The sequence below is a fragment of the Halomonas beimenensis genome (genome assembly GCF_002549795.1).
GTDB classification, from domain to species: Bacteria; Pseudomonadota; Gammaproteobacteria; order Pseudomonadales; family Halomonadaceae; genus Halomonas; species Halomonas beimenensis.
Genome location: NZ_CP021435.1, coordinates 1,762,106 through 1,777,357, shown reverse-complemented (window position 1 = coordinate 1,777,357; position 15,252 = coordinate 1,762,106). Strand labels below are relative to the sequence as shown.

Below are 15,252 nucleotides of genomic sequence, written 5' to 3'. Positions count from 1 at the left end.
ATTATCTAACTAACTCGATGCGTCATAAGCGGAGATTCAAGCCATATCGCAGAGCCTTTTCCCAGCGCTCATCCCGTTGACAGCATACGATGAAGAAGGGATTCAATAGGCTGTCCTGCTGGTTGTAGCGCAGTGGCTCGAGGCTATGGGCGTTCAGTACCTCCCCTCCGGCGGCGGTCACCACAGCCTGGGCCGCGGCGGTGTCCCACTCGCTGGTGGGCGCCAGGCGCGGATAAAGGTCCGCGGCGCCCTCCGCCACCAGGCACAGCTTCAAGGAGCTGCCCATGAACACGCGCTCGTGGGCCGGGAGCTGGGCACAGAAGGCTTCGAACTCGGCGGAGCCATGGGAGCGGCTGCCCACGATCTTCCAGGGCGACACCTCGGGATCCGGCAGCTGCCTCACCCGGATGGCCGACGCCTCGCCACCCACCTGTTTCCAGGCCCCCTGCCCCGACTGGCCCCACCAGGTCGTTTCCAGCACCGGGGCATGCACGATGCCGAACACCGGCACCCCGTCCTCGACCAGCGCCACGTTGAGGGTGAACTCGCCGTTCTTCTTGATGAACTCCTTGGTGCCGTCGAGGGGGTCGATCAGCCAGTAGCGATGCCAGGCCTGGCGTGTCTCGAAGGGAATTTCCCCGGACTCCTCGGAGAGGATCGGCACCTCTGGCGTCAATGCCTCGAGCAGCGCCACAAGGGCACGGTGCGAGGCCATGTCCGCCTCGGTGAGCGGGCTCTCGTCGGCCTTGGTCTCCACCTCGAAATCACGCCGATAAATGTCGAGCACCTTGAACGCCGTAGTTTGAACGCCCTGGATCAAGCGAGCACGCATCTCATCACTTACCAAAACCTTCAAATTCACACCTAGCCAATAATGAGAAGATGGAAACGAGAAAAGCCAACTGAGACCGGCGTTGTGGACTGCCTAAATTTTTAGGCACCCAACCAGAAACCTGTCGATAAATTTCGAAAAATTGGAAACCCGAGGCCAGCTATCCTCGGAGTTAAAGCCTTATGTTGTTCATGCATTCACTGGCTTCTCCCGAATCAAAAGCCCGCGAGGCGGGGCAATTCCTCCTGCAAGGAGTTCCCCCGCCCCACCGCAAAGTACATCAGCCCATGCCCCTGGACCGTGGCCGGATCGAAGAGGTTACGGCCATCGACGATCACCGGCATGGCCAGCTCGTCCTTGAGCCAGGCGAAGTCCACGGTGCGGAACACCTTCCACTCCGTGCAGATCACCAGGGCGTCGGCGCCCGCCACCGCCTGCTGGCGATCGGCGACCAGCACGAGGTCGTCGCGCTCCCCGTAGATCCGCCGGCACTCGTCCATCGCCTCGGGATCATAGGCCCGGACCCGGGCGCCGGCGGCCCACAGCGCCTCCATCAGGGTGCGGCTCGGGGCGTCGCGCATGTCGTCGGTGTTGGGCTTGAAGGACAGCCCCCAGAGCGCGATGGTGCGCCCGGCCAGCTGGCCGTCGAAGGCCCGGGAGAGCTTGGCGAACAGCGTCTGCTTCTGGCGCTGGTTGACCGCCTCCACCGCCTGCAGCAGGTCCGCCGAGTAGTCGACGTCGCCGGCGGTGCGCGCCAGGGCCTGGACGTCCTTGGGGAAGCAGGAGCCGCCATAGCCGCAGCCTGGGTAGATGAAGTGGTAGCCGATGCGGGGATCGGAGCCGATGCCCCGGCGCACCTGCTCCACGTCCGCCCCCAGCCGCTCGGCCAGGTTGGCGATCTCGTTCATGAAGCTGATCTTGGTGGCCAGCATGGCGTTGGCGGCGTACTTGGTGAGCTCCGCAGCCCGCACGTCCATGAACATCAGCTTTTCCTGAAGCCGGATGTAGGGCCCATAGCACTCCCGCATGAGCCCCTTCACCCATTCGGATTCGGTGCCGACGATGATCCGCGCCCCCTGGGTGAAGTCCTCGATGGCGTTGCCTTCCTTGAGGAACTCGGGGTTGGAGCAGACCTCGAACGCCAGGGACTCGCCCCGCTCGTCCAGCACCCGCGCGATGGTGTCGCGCACGCGGTCGGCGGTGCCCACCGGCACCGTGGACTTGTCGACCACCACCACCTCGTCGGTCATGTGGCGGCCGATGGTCTCGGCCACGGCCAGCACGTACTGGAGATCGGCGCTGCCGTCCTCGTCGGGGGGCGTGCCAACGGCGATGAACTGCAGGGTCCCGAAACGCACCGCCGCCTCGGCGTCGGTGGTGAAGCGCAGCCGCCCTTCTTCCATGTTGTGACGCACCAGGGTCTCGAGCCCGGGCTCGTAGATCGGGATCTCGCCGGCCTCGAGCCGGGCCACCTTGGCGGCATCCACATCCATGCAGACCACGTCATGGCCCACGTCGGCCAGGCAGGTACCGGTGACCAGGCCCACATAGCCCGTGCCGAAGATCGTGATTTTCATTCCTTAAGCTCCCACTCGCGTCTAGATCGTCATCATCGGGGCTGGTTGATTCGGCCAGGACGGCCGTCACTCCATGACGGCCCGGCCCCGCAGGGGAGCCGGCGCCTCACGTGGGGCGACATGGCGAAAGGCGCTCCACAACAGGACCAGCCAGAACGCATAGACCGTCACGCCGCTGTTGTGGGCCAGGAAACTCTGGGTCAGGCCGAACCCCATGAAGCCGACCGGCAACAGGCAGCCCGCCGCCGCCAGGGCTCGCCGGCCGACGTCATGGGACCACAGGCCGCGCCCGAAGAGCAGCAGGGGCACCCCGTACAGGGCCAGCAGGCCCAGCAGCCCCACGGTCCCCTGCTTGGCGGCACGATCGAAGAACTCGTTGTGGGCATGGTCGTAAGCCCCCACATCGGGATGCACCCGCCCCTCCTCGGCCAGGGCCTGCATGGCCGGCCGGTAGGCGGACTCTCCCCAGCCCAGCAGCGGCTTCTCCTGGAAGAGGTGGACGGCGCCCTTCCACATGTCGAATCGCCGGCCGATGGAGGTGGAGATGCGCTCGCCGGTGGCGTACTGGGTAATCTCGGCGACGGCCTGGTCGTAGCGCTTCTGGATGCCCGTCTGCGGGGTCGCCCAGGCCAGGGCGGCCAGCACCATGCCCGCCCCGATCAGCGCCCCCCAGGCCTTCCAGGAGAACCGTCGGGCGAACGCCGCCAGCACTACGACCAGCATGGGCAGCAGGGCAACCCAGCCCCCCCGGCTCCCGGAGAGGATGGAGCCCATGAGACCGCCCAGGGCGCCGAGGCCCAGCACCAGGCACCAGGCCCCGCGACGGGCCTGGGTGCTCGCCCAGCCCAGCCCCGCCAGGCACAGGGTGGCCAGCAACACGCTGAGGTTGCCGAACTGGATGGCATGGCTGAAGCCATCGGGCCGCGGCAGGCCCAGGGCGAACTTCTGCCAGGCGGCGAAGGCTCCCGCCCCCATCGCCCCGAGCGCGAAGCCAGCCCACAGCCAGCCCAGCCGGGGCGGATGCGCGAGCAGCCATATCAGCACGGGCACGGCGAGCAGGAAGCGCAGGGGATCCGCCAGGCCACTGCTGCCTTCATTGTGCAGGCCGGCGAACAGGATCTGCAGGGCGGCGTAGCCCAGCAGCACCGCCAGGATGGCCCTGTCCTGGCCGTCGAGCCTGACCGCCGGGCGTCGGAACACCAGGGAGAGGCTCGCCAGCAACAGCAGGACGGGGCCGATGGAATAGCCGCTGGGCACGGTGAGGGCCAGGGCCCCGCACAGCAGGGCGACGAGGCTGGAGTAGCGCTCCGCCAGGGGGGGATGGGAAGAAAGTTCTGCAGCCATGGATCCGTTCGATGTGTCTTGTGGTGAGCCTCGCCTCGTCGGGACGCGGCCCTCAGGCCGAGCGATAGCCCCGGGGATTGCGAGACTGCCAACGCCAGGTGTCGGCCATCATGGCGTCGAGGTCACGGCTGGCCTGCCAGTCCAGCTCGAGCCGGGCCTTGCGCGGATCCGCCCAGCACTCGGCAATATCGCCGTCCCGCCGCGGGGCGAAGCGATAGGGGACCTCGCGACCGGAGGCGGCCTCGAAGGCCCTGACCATCTCCAGCACGGAGTAGCCGCGCCCGGTGCCCAGGTTCCAGATGCCGACCCCCGGTGCACGCTCGATGGCCCGCATGGCCGCCAGGTGCCCTTCCACCAGGTCCATCACATGGATGTAGTCGCGGACGCCGGTGCCGTCCGGGGTCGGATAGTCATTCCCGAACACCGAGAGCGCCTCGCGACGCCCCACCGCCACCTGGGCGATGAAGGGTACCAGATTGTTGGGCAGGTCGTTGGGATCCTCGCCGATGAGGCCGCTCTCGTGGGCTCCCACCGGATTGAAATAGCGCAGCAGGGCGATGGACCACCGATCGTCGGCGCGGGCCAGGTCCCGCAGCAGCTCCTCGACCATCAGCTTGGAGCGCCCATAGGGATTGGTGGGCGTTCCGGTGGGCACCCCCTCGTGGATCGGCATGGTGGCCACGTCGCCGTAGACGGTGGCCGAGGAACTGAACACCAGCCGGCGGACGCCCGCCGCCTCCATGGCCTGGCACAGCGTGAGGGTGCCGGCGACGTTGTTGTCGTAGTAGCGCAGGGGCTGCTCGACGCTCTGGCCCACGGCCTTGAGCCCGGCGAAGTGCAGCACGTCGGTGACCGCGTGGGCCGTGAACAGCTCATCCAGCAGGGGCCGGTCGCGGATGTCGCCCTCCACCAGGGTCACGCGGCGCCCCGTCAGCGTCTCGACACGCCGCAGGGATTCCGGCGAGGCATTGGCGAAGTTGTCGAGCACCACCACCTCGTGGCCCTTCTCCAGCAGCGAGAGCGCCATGTGCGAGCCGATGTATCCGGCTCCCCCGGTTACCAGGATCGTCATCGTGTCTTCCTTCCGTGGGGTAAACGACTAGCGGGCCCCGAAGCCCGTCAGGATGGTCTTGATCGTCTTGAAGACGATCAGCAGGTCCAGCCAGAGCGAGAAGTGCTTGATGTAGTAGAAGTCGTGCTGGATCTTGATGCGGGTGTCGTCGGCGTTCCCGGCATAGCCCTGAACCACCTGGGCCCAGCCGGTGATCCCGGGCTTGACGACGTTGCGGTATATGTAGAAAGGAATTTCTTTTTCGAACTGATTCACAAACGTACGCTGCTCTGGGCGAGGGCCAATCAAGCTCATGTCGCCTTTCAATACATTGAAAAACTGCGGCAACTCATCAAGGCGTGTCTTCCGTATGAACCGACCAACACGTGTCACCCGCATATCTCCCGTTTGAGCGAGCTTCGCACCATCTTTCTCAGAGTCCTTGACCATGCTCCTGAACTTGTAGATGCGGAAGTTGCGATTCCCCTGCCCAACACGTTCTTGAACAAACAAGGCAGGGCCACGGCTGTCAAGTTTGACGGCTATAGCGGTCAACAGCATCAGCGGAACTGTAATCGGAGCGGTAATGACTATGGCCAATATGTCAATGCAGCGCTTGACAAACGAATACACTGATGAAGGCAACAGCGATCCGAACTCATTCTCGGCCAAGTGATCGATCTGGACTCGTCCGGTAATAGACTCGTCAACCTGCTTGATATGAAAGACAGGGATATAGGCTAGCGTGCACTGCGCCAAGAAACGCTCCCACTCAGGGGTCATGGAATCCGAGCGTAAATCTGCCACAATACCATCGTAGCGGACCCCAGCCAAGTCGGGCCTTTCAAGAATTCTTAGCTCAATCATTGAAGTAGCCTGAAGCTTGTCCGTAATCCCAACTGGGACGACGGCAAGCTTCATTCTACGGAAACGGTGCCCCACGAAATAGCTAGCATAGCACCATGTCAAGCACAGAATATACCCGACAAATAGCACTTGCCTGGAATAGCCTTCTCTTGTAAAGAAAAGCATGCAAATGGCGATGAGAAACACCCCTGTAACCGACGGCAAAATATAGGCTGCAGTATGCGCCCCTGGAAAACGCAACAGTCGGCGTTGAGTGAAGACAGTGGTTATGAAGCCAAGCATGATAGCTACCAAAGTATTGTAGCGGACTTCATTCATATTCAGCCAGAATCCCCACCCCCATCTCTCGAGTGATCCGGGCATAATGACAAAGGGTAGTCCTACGAACAACTGAAAAGAAAGGCTCAAAAGGACTTTCTCGTACCACCGAGAGTGGCGGCGCCGATAGACTTGACTCACTTTTACTCCTTAAACAAAACACCACTTCTCAGACTTGTTAAGCGTCTATTTTACTACAAAATGCATCGAGATTAAATCATACTCTCAGAAGATGCCAGGCTTTCTGTCAACATTTAAAAATGTCAAATCAGAACAACCGCATGTATAAATATTTTTTTGATATCGTGAATAATTCGCCCTTCTGCCACTGTACGTCAAGCGAATTTCACACCATGCCTCGTCCGTAGCTCTGATATACTAATATCTCTCATGCTAAATTGGCATAGTGGCAGAAGGGAGGAGGTTACGAACTCTCTGCCAAGGTGCAGTTTACGAGTCAATTGGGTCCAGTAGCCCCACAAGCTAGTATCGTACCCATTAACAGGGTCGACTATTTGGCGAGCGAGGTCCGTGATACAGTACCTGGTGCGCGCCCCACATCAACATGATCACGGATTGATCTTTAGCAGTGAAGTGGCGGCAGCAATGGGGAATAGAAAACTATATCTTATGGGACAGGTCTTGCGTTTAGTGATTTAGCCTCAGTTTCTTTTGCAGGAAGCTCTGCAAGTACCCAACTTCCAAGAAAGCCACTGCACCACTACAATGTATATTCATCAAGGCCTGTTCAACTGTAAAAGCTTGACAGGCAGTCGCATGAGGACGAACAGCGTGTTCGAATAGATATTATTCTTCTTGAGCGACCTCAGCATTTCTTTGGTCGAGACGATATAGCTTTTCACCCCCACAGCACTGACGCCTCCGACGCGCATCCTTACCCAAGTTTAGCTGGAAGCATTGTAGGGAGACTTTCCAACATAAAAAAGGCGAACAATAAATCGAAGTCCGGGCCAATTTTATATTCAGTCTTGTAATGGACAACACTAGTGCAACCTCTTTTTTGATGAAGGCCGGGGGATGCGGCGGCATCAATCCAAAGCGAAGCATCCATGGCTTGAACAACTTCGCTTTATAGCTCCTGATGCTTCTTCCTGCATTGTTGTTTCCAAAAAAATGACATCGCCCAACAGCGCCTCAATCCCATCGCCCGCCGAAAGCTCTTCCACAACGTCATCAATCGCATGGTTGGTCGCATAAACATCATCGGAATTCAGGATTCCAATCACATCTCCCGATGCTAGGTCGACACCTTTGTTCATCGCATCATAAATGCTTTTGTCCTTCTCGGAAACGATTTTTGAAATTTGTTCCTCGTAGTCCGAAACGATCGCCGATGTACCATCCGAAGATGCTCCATCAACGATGATGTTCTCGATATCGTTACAGGTCTGGGACAGGACGGAATCAATCGTGTCGCGAATAGTCGCTGCGCTGTTCAAGAAATCCGTGATGATAGAGACTTTCAAGTTGGTTCCTTGTCAGTTTCGTCCGTACTGGTCTTCAAGCCGTACGATATCGTCTTCTCCCAGGTAGGCGCCAGATTGCACTTCGATCAGCTCCAGCGGAATCACTCCCGGATTCTCCAGGGCGTGGACTTGCCCCACTGGGATATACGTCGACTCGTTTTCACTCACCAGGTAGCTCTTTTCACCGTTAGTAACCTTGGCGGTACCCGACACCACCACCCAGTGCTCGGCACGGTGGTGATGCATCTGCACCGAGAGCTTGGCACCGGGATTCACGGTTATGCGCTTGACCTGGTAGCGTCCGCCTCTGTCGATGCTATCGTACATCCCCCAGGGTCGATAGACCTCGCGGTGATTCTGGTGCTCGTCGCGCCCCTCGGCCTGGAGTCGCTCGACGATGCACTTGACTTCCTGTACACGGTCCTTGCTGGCAACCAGCACGGCATCCTTGGTCTCCACTACCACCAGCTTGTCGACGCCGACCGTGGCCACCAGGCGATGTTCGGCGTGCACCAGCAGGTCGTGACTATCGTGGACCATCACGTCCCCGTGCATCACGTTACCCTGCTCATCCTGCTCGCTTACCTCCCACAGCGCCGACCAGGAGCCGATATCACTCCAGCCGGCATCGAGCGGCACCACGCTGGCATCGGCCGTACGCTCCATCACCGCAAAGTCGATAGAATCTGCCGGGCATGCATTGAAGGCGTCTTCATCGAGCCGAATGAAATCAAGGTCATGCCGGGCGCCGGCCAAGGCCGCTCGGCAGGCGCTCACCATGGCCGGCTGGAAGCGTTCCAGCTCCTCCAGGTATCGGCGAGCGCGGAACAGGAACATGCCGCTGTTCCAATAGTAGTCGTCCCCCCCCAGGTAATCCTGGGCAGTGGCACGGTCCGGCTTCTCGACGAAGCGCGCGACCCGGTAACCGGCATCGCCCTGGCGCTCACCGCGCTGGATGTAGCCATACCCCGTTTCGGCATGGGTCGGCACCACGCCGAAGGTAACCAGATGGCCCCGCTCGGCCAGCTGCTGGGCCTGGGCCAGGCTTTCGTGGAAAGCCGCCACATCCGGGATCAGGTGATCCGCTGCCAGCACCAGCAGCAGGCTTTCAGAGTCGTGCTCGGCGGCCTGCAGGGCGGCCAGTGCAATTGCCGGTGCGGTATTGCGGCCTTCGGGTTCGAGCAGGATCTGCGCCTTCTCGACACCCTGCTGTCGCAATTGCTCGGCCACTAGGAAGCGGTGCGTCTCGTTACAGATCACCAGTGGTGCGGCGTGATCAAGGGGCGATAGGCGCTTCAGCGTCGCCTGTAGCATGGTGTCCTCGCCGGTCAGCGGCAGGAACTGCTTGGGGCGGAGCTGGCGCGACAGGGGCCACAGCCGTGAGCCGCTTCCCCCGGCCATGATGACAGGCGTGATCATGAATGAATCTCCGTACTTTGTGCTCTATTCATTAAATGAAGGCATCATTTTGAGCCACTTGATTGCTTTAACTCAGGATAACGCAGATATTATAATTCTTTAAATAGCTTTAAAGTCAATTATCTCAACACCCCACTTAACCAAGCGTTTTCTACCAATGCACAATAACAGGATGCTCTTTGCTCTAGTAAAAAAGACGCCGAAAAGTTAAGAATCGTAGACATATAGACGCCAGCTCTTCGAGTCAAACATAATGACAAGCGTAATAAATAATAAAATAAAAATATTTGAATATTTGAATCAAGTTTATCCAACCCTTTTATACAAAGAGTAAAGCGCATAAAAGAAAAATGATTTTAGAGACCCCAAAAAACCCAGCTTTAAATGTTGTCGATAAATTAACCAAACCCAGCGAGAAGATCTTAACTTATTCCCAGACAAGGAGTCAGAAGCAACACAATATTTAGCCAAAATCTCTTGCATGCCAACAGCTGTTCCTGATTTTCCAACTATTTCCAGCCACATCAAGTAGTCTTCATGCCCTACTTCTTTCTGATATACTTTACCAATTTTTTCACAATCATAAACACCAGTCAGGTTACCTATCCAGTTACATAACAACATATCTGTGTAAGCAACAACTGGTTTGGCAAAAACAACTCCTCTATCTCCGCTCTGGTCAAACCTCTGGTAAGAAGAGAAAACAACAGCTGCTCCTTTTTTCAACTCAAATTCTTGTTTTTCAAGTTTGTTTGGCATCCATAAATCATCAGAGTCTAAAAAAGCAATATACTTCCCTTTTGCTCTAGCAATAGCTTGATTTCTAGCTGTTGCAACACCGCAATTTTCTGTCAGAAAAACAGGCCTCACCCTGAAATCATATTCATATGACCTTATTTTAGATTTTGTTTTATCAGTTGAACAATCATCTATAACAATAAGCTCAAAGTCAGAAAAAGATTGGTGCAGAACACTCGCAATGGCAGCATCGATCGTCGACTCCGCGTTGTGGGCAGGCATAATAATACTGAAAGCTGGTCTTTTCATAAAACTCATACTTAGCAAATAATGATGTTAACCCTAGGCGGTCTCAAGTTCCAAGCGCAACGCTATTGAAGGGTGCTCGGTCCACCGACGGATTTCTTGAGTACCTCGGAGTAAACTTCCAGCAGCGTTCGCCAGTCCAGTGTCTTGCGCGGCCGCGTGTTCAGTGAATCTGTAATGACCCCCTGGTTTCTGCACACCCTACGCGGCTAATGCCGGGTGTGCTCGGGGTGCCACATAGGCCAGAGACTGATGTGGCCGCTCTTCGTTGTAGTGATCTTACCCAGCAATCGTGGACACCGATTTAAGCGATCATTCGGGCCTCGAAGGCCTCCGGGCTGATCATCCCAATCGCACTGTGCCGGCGCTGCCGGTTGTAGTCCATCTCGATGTACTCGAACACTTGCCGCCGCATGGCGTCCCGGGTCTCGAATCGCTCGCCATGGATCGCCTCGACCTTGAGGCTATGGAAGAAGCTCTCGGCACAGGCATTGTCGTAGCAGTTGCCTTTGGCACTCATGCTGCACTGGAGGTCGTGCCGGGTCAGCAGCGACTGGTACAGGGTCGAACAGTACTGGCTGCCGCGATCTGAATGTACGATGACCTTCCTGGGCATCTTACGGCGCCACAGCGCCATCTGGAGCGCATCCCCGGCCAGGTCGGCGGTCATCCGATTGCTCATCGCCCAGCCGATCACCTTGCGTGAGAACAGGTCGATCAACACCGCCAAGTAGAGCCATCCTTCACCAGTCGCCAGATAGGTGATGTCGCCAACCCATTTCTCGTTCGGCGCCATGGCGGTGAAATCTTGCTCCAGCAGGTTGGGCGCCACCGGCAGCGAGTGTCGCGAGTTCGTCGTCGCCTTGAACTTGCGCGCCGCCTTGGCGCGAAGCCCCTGGCGTCGCAGGCTGGCAGCGACGGTCTTGCGATTCACCGCCAGGCCATCGTCAACCAAGTCCAGCGCCAATCTGGGGGCACCTGAGCGCCCCTTCCGGCGCTCGTAGGCCTGGGCCACTCGCTGGTCGAGAACCGCCTGCTGGCGGCGTCTCGGGGACGGTTCACCGCCACGCTGTCGCCAGGCGTAGTAGCCGCTGCGAGCGACCCCGAGAAACATGCACATCCGCTGGATGCTGAATGCCTGACGATGCTGATGGATGAAGGCGTACTTCACTTCAGGCTCTTGGCAAAGTACACCGCGGCTTTTTTTGCGATTTCAAGCTCTTCCGACTTCTCGGCCAGTTGGCGCTTGAGCCGGGCATTCTCGTCGGCCAAGGCTTGCTCACGGGCTGAAGCGCTTTGCTGCTGCTGGGCCTTGGTCCGCCACTGGTAGAGCTGGCTGGGCTGGAGACCAAGCTCTCGGGCGGCAGCACTGATGCCGACACGGTCGGCAAGCGCCAGGGCCTCGGCCTTGTAGTCCTGGGAGTAGCGGGTACGGGTCTTCTTCATCGAAGCTGCTTGCCTTGCCATGGGTCACCTCGTCTCAGTGTACTGTCTTAACGAGGTGTCCACTGCTGTTGGGCAAGATCAGGTCACTTCATGGCTGCACTATAGCCTGTGCAGCTATGGAGGGGGTCACTTCAGCCAGGCCCGCATCGTAGCCCTTGATGGGATCGACCGTGTGGCGAGCGATTTCTCGCGACACGGTACTCGGTGCACGGCCCAGTTGAGTGGCGATGGCCCGGATCGAATGAGTCGCTCGCATCATCATGATGGCGGCTCGGTCTTCAGCAGAGATATGTCGATAGCAGTGGGTCATGGCAACACTGTACCTGATGGGTCATGTGTTGCACTTGGTCATTGAGGCCGCCAACTCTATACCTTTCAATCTTGCGTCTCAATCCATTGCATTCAGAGGCTTCGTCGCTCGTGTAGATTTTCTGCTGACCGTAACTTAGAATTTAAAAGCTCGGAAGGAGTATGCCTGTTAACAACATTCAAAAAACCAACACTCATTACAAATATTAAAGCGAAATGGGGCACAAATGCCGATCCACCAGAAAAAATTGAACTTATCAAAAAAAACAAAGCTATTGAGAAAAATGATTTTTTCAAAAAAGCCCTAACGAATAGAAGATAGCTAATTACCCCTGCAAAAGAAAAAAATGACCAAAAGGTTATTACAGGAATTTTAGACAGAAAATGGGAGCATGAAAATGAGCTAACACAAGCATAGTCTAAAGGTATTTCACCATCCCCATGCGCAGCAACAAAATCCACTAAAGGCAGTATTAATCGATGAGAAAATGAAGTCAAACGATAACCACCATCGAGAAAAAACAAGATATCATTAAAAAAACCAATCAGCCGGGGTGTTTGTAAAGAAATTACAATAACAACAAAGAGTGTAGACAGTACAAAATGTTTAGGAGTGGCAACGATTATATTTCTGAATGCATAGAATACAACAGCAATGCCAATAAAAAAGTTCGGGCTTGGGCAAAGCAAAAAACCAACAAAGAAATAAATAAGAGAGGAAGTCCTAGCGCCAACAATGAACAAGGCAGAGCAAGCTAAAGAAAAATAAGCAGCAAAATAACTAGGCTCCATAAAAAAACCAAAAAATCGCTGATTAAAAAAAGAAAGGGAAGATTCACGAGCCAGATTCCCAAGTTGAGGCATATGAACAAAGTTCTTATAAACCTCCATGTTATCCCCAAGAACCCCTGAAGCATGAAGAAAAGAGCCTAATAAAAAAATATTTAAAACCCACTTAAAGATATTTTGTTGAGTAGGAAGACCAAGGGTCTTGATATATGTATATGGGATGGCAGCAACTAAAATCGACGAAACAGCCAAAACAAATTTCAGTGTATTCCCTAAAGGCAAAACAAAAGCAAGCGGAATAAATATTAAAAAAGAGAAAACAACGCACAACAAAGAAGAAAGTCTAATTAAGATACCAGCTTTAAGCAAAATAACTAAGAAAACAGCTGAAAGAGCGTAGCTAAATATAATGACCGGAACGCTATTCCCGGATATAGCAATAACTGAAAATAATACAATGCAAAAAAAATTCACAAAACTCTCGCCTCAATTAGCTTGAATAACTTGCGACTCCAGCTCCCACCATATTGACTAACTATGTCAAATTCATTCAATACAGCATACTCGGTCAACAGGCGTTCAAGATACATTGCACTAAGTTTGCCACATGCGTTACGGTCTAGAGCTAAAAGCTCAGGTCGCGATTTTTCTAAATGCGCCATAAAAAATTTGCATGTATTCTCAGGAATGTAACTGGACCGGGATTCTAGCCATGAAGCAATCTGTTCAGCTTTATTATTAATTCTCATGCCAAAAAGATAAGAAGATACCCAGGACGAGGAAGAGCGCCCATCCACTGGGACAGAAACACGTGCTGTATCAAGCTCCCCGACAAGACATGGTTGCTCCCAGTTAATCGTCAAATTCAGCAATGAAAGAACATCACGCCTCCTTATCAAACGGCGGTTTACGATAGAGTCGTTGCCAATGATAAAAGTGTCAGCCTGAGTTTTCCTCAATAGTGCAAGATATCCAGACCAATCATTCCGCTCATTATCGACCCCAATGACCGTATATTGTTGCGGTAACTGGATCTCATGAAGACGACTGGTTACCTCTTCAACAGCGAATGTCGGTGTGGAAACCAAAAGACAATCAAATTGATCAAGAATTGGCGCGAAGACCCGCAGTAGGGGACGAGTATGCTTCGGATTAAAAATATGCAAGCACAGATCAACCATCAAGATCATCCAAAAACTGATTCAGCTGAAGGCGCAATGCCGCCTGAGAGAAATCATCGCAAGGATTTCGAACGAAAGGCATATCTATATCGTTCAACACTTCCGCAATTTCAGTGGGGTTATCGGCAACCCAAAGGTTAGACGGTGCTGGCGCATTCCCGAATATTGCTGCGATGCTTTCACTATTTGAAACAACATTAACGCCATGATGCAAAGCTTCACAAATTTTGATATTCACCCCCGCACCCTGTTGGATAGGTGCTACTAGCAGGTCAATATTACTCCAGAATTCATTGATATCTTTTACGAAACCAAGATGCTTTGTCTGCGCAGGAAAATCTAGTGAGGCAGCTTCCCAACCTGAACCAGCTAGTACAAATTGGAAAGGGGGCCTCACCCTTGTAAATACATCTTTAATTAGTGATTGTACAGTACGATAGTTTGGCAGCCAACTGGCTGGGCCAATAAAACCGAAACGGGGTATCTCCGAATGAGAGTATCTAATATTAGTTTCTGAAAACGCGGGCCTAAGCTGCGAAACGCGTGGGTTCACCTGCGCGATTACATCCTTTTCAGTCGCAGAAATACAGATAACCCCAGCTGCTTGAGCAAAGCTGTTACGTTCATACCGTTCCAGTCTTTTCTGTAGATCAAAGACTTGCCTTAAGACAGGATTTCTCAATTTATCATTTGCAAGTTTGTATTCAATATTGTGTGCTATTAATATATATTTAGCCTTCTGCTTTTGAACCCACAGCACTGCCTCAAGATGATCTACAAAAACATGGCGATAAATACTCAGATCTTGTTGCAGTACTCTAGAACATCCAGAATGATAAATTACATTCACAGGGGTAGAACTAATCACGCCTTTGAGGAAAGTAACTATCTTATGAATTTTATCATTTTTAAAAAAACGTTCATTGCTGAGCACAACAACATCAACTTCATGATTAGCACAAAGTGCTTCATAAATTCCCTTAGAATAAACAGTACCTCCGTTAAATGGGGAGCGAAACTCAATTGTTGTGACGAAGAGAACTCTATCCTTTTGTCGATGAGCGTCTGCACTCTCAGCGTGACATAGATTGTAGTCATTTTGGGTAGACAGTGCTGGGCTATTCGTCATCTCTTGCATTAATACCCCAAGTCGTTAAAGGCTGAAAGGTTGATACGCCAAGAATGAAATCAAATATTCACACTTTTACAACAACGCTTTAGATGTCGCAATACTGCATTTTACTTTTCCTTTCAGTCCCACTTCAATGCTGGAATTTTCCAAAATGGTTTATCTGCCATCGTTGCAATTGCGTCATGATTCTTACATTTTATTAAAAGACCCTGTACTTCGTAATCCTTGTATAGCTCTTCATAGTTGTGAGACCAGTAAGTGCCAATGCATGCCACTCCTGAGGAAAGAGCAAAAATGAAAGCATGGTAACCCCCAGTGTCAGGATGAGTGTCGTGCCCTCTGATACACTGTTCTTATAAACCGACCAGGGGGCGAAAGGAGATACACATGCCCCGTTACACCGAGGAGCACCGGCAAGCCGTGGTACCCAAGCTGCTGCCTTCAAAATTCTTTAGA

At 54.3% G+C, this 15,252-nt stretch carries 12 protein-coding genes and 2 pseudogenes; all 14 read right to left on the bottom strand.

The window, feature by feature from the left end; genetic code table 11:
• Nucleotides 1-22 precede the first annotated feature (22 nt).
• Entirely contained in the window at nucleotides 23-832 is an 810-nt protein-coding gene (gene cysQ / locus BEI_RS08420; protein WP_097789093.1) for a 3'(2'),5'-bisphosphate nucleotidase CysQ, read from the bottom strand.
• A 215-nt stretch (nucleotides 833-1,047) separates the two neighbouring features.
• The gene (locus BEI_RS08415; RefSeq protein ID WP_097789092.1) at nucleotides 1,048-2,409 is read right to left on the bottom strand and encodes a UDP-glucose dehydrogenase family protein; all 1,362 of its coding nucleotides are present in this window, start codon (nucleotides 2,407-2,409) and stop codon (nucleotides 1,048-1,050) included.
• Between the two features lie 66 nt (nucleotides 2,410-2,475).
• Nucleotides 2,476-3,753 (bottom strand): O-antigen ligase family protein, encoded by a 1,278-nt coding sequence (locus BEI_RS08410; RefSeq protein WP_097789091.1) that lies wholly within the window; start codon nucleotides 3,751-3,753, stop codon nucleotides 2,476-2,478.
• A 52-nt stretch (nucleotides 3,754-3,805) separates the two neighbouring features.
• Nucleotides 3,806-4,825 (bottom strand): UDP-glucose 4-epimerase GalE, encoded by a 1,020-nt coding sequence (gene galE / locus BEI_RS08405; protein ID WP_097789090.1) that lies wholly within the window; start codon nucleotides 4,823-4,825, stop codon nucleotides 3,806-3,808.
• Between the two features lie 27 nt (nucleotides 4,826-4,852).
• Complete coding sequence (locus tag BEI_RS08400) at nucleotides 4,853-5,989, bottom strand: sugar transferase (protein ID WP_227644654.1); 1,137 nt, start codon at nucleotides 5,987-5,989, stop codon at nucleotides 4,853-4,855.
• Between the two features lie 1,049 nt (nucleotides 5,990-7,038).
• Nucleotides 7,039-7,476, bottom strand: a complete 438-nt coding sequence (locus BEI_RS08395; RefSeq protein WP_097789089.1) for a glycosyltransferase — start codon at nucleotides 7,474-7,476, stop codon at nucleotides 7,039-7,041.
• Nucleotides 7,477-7,488: 12 nt separating this feature from the next.
• Complete coding sequence (locus tag BEI_RS08390) at nucleotides 7,489-8,895, bottom strand: mannose-1-phosphate guanylyltransferase/mannose-6-phosphate isomerase (protein WP_097789088.1); 1,407 nt, start codon at nucleotides 8,893-8,895, stop codon at nucleotides 7,489-7,491.
• 306 nt (nucleotides 8,896-9,201) lie between these two features.
• Nucleotides 9,202-9,942, bottom strand: a complete 741-nt coding sequence (locus BEI_RS08385; RefSeq protein ID WP_097789087.1) for a glycosyltransferase family 2 protein — start codon at nucleotides 9,940-9,942, stop codon at nucleotides 9,202-9,204.
• Nucleotides 9,943-10,004: 62 nt separating this feature from the next.
• Nucleotides 10,005-10,118 (bottom strand): annotated as a pseudogene (locus tag BEI_RS19475) (IS30 family transposase); the annotation flags it as partial.
• Nucleotides 10,119-10,243: 125 nt separating this feature from the next.
• A protein-coding gene (locus BEI_RS08375) for an IS3 family transposase (RefSeq protein WP_097789086.1) occupies nucleotides 10,244-11,406 on the bottom strand; the annotation gives its coding sequence in 2 pieces (ribosomal slippage) (nucleotides 10,244-11,148 and nucleotides 11,148-11,406; 1,164 coding nt in all).
• Between the two features lie 112 nt (nucleotides 11,407-11,518).
• Nucleotides 11,519-11,695: pseudogene (locus BEI_RS08370) on the bottom strand (helix-turn-helix domain-containing protein); the annotation flags it as partial.
• Between the two features lie 92 nt (nucleotides 11,696-11,787).
• Nucleotides 11,788-12,957 (bottom strand): hypothetical protein, encoded by a 1,170-nt coding sequence (locus BEI_RS18980; RefSeq protein WP_153045780.1) that lies wholly within the window; start codon nucleotides 12,955-12,957, stop codon nucleotides 11,788-11,790.
• On the bottom strand, nucleotides 12,954-13,664 hold the full coding sequence (locus tag BEI_RS18975; protein ID WP_153045779.1) for a hypothetical protein: 711 nt from the start codon (nucleotides 13,662-13,664) through the stop codon (nucleotides 12,954-12,956). The genes BEI_RS18980 and BEI_RS18975 overlap by 4 nt, the downstream gene beginning before the upstream one ends.
• A complete protein-coding gene (locus BEI_RS08365) occupies nucleotides 13,657-14,802 on the bottom strand; it encodes a glycosyltransferase (RefSeq protein ID WP_097789085.1) in 1,146 nt (381 codons plus the stop codon). Before BEI_RS08365 ends, BEI_RS18975 begins: the two co-directional genes overlap by 8 nt.
• Nucleotides 14,803-15,252 lie beyond the last annotated feature (450 nt).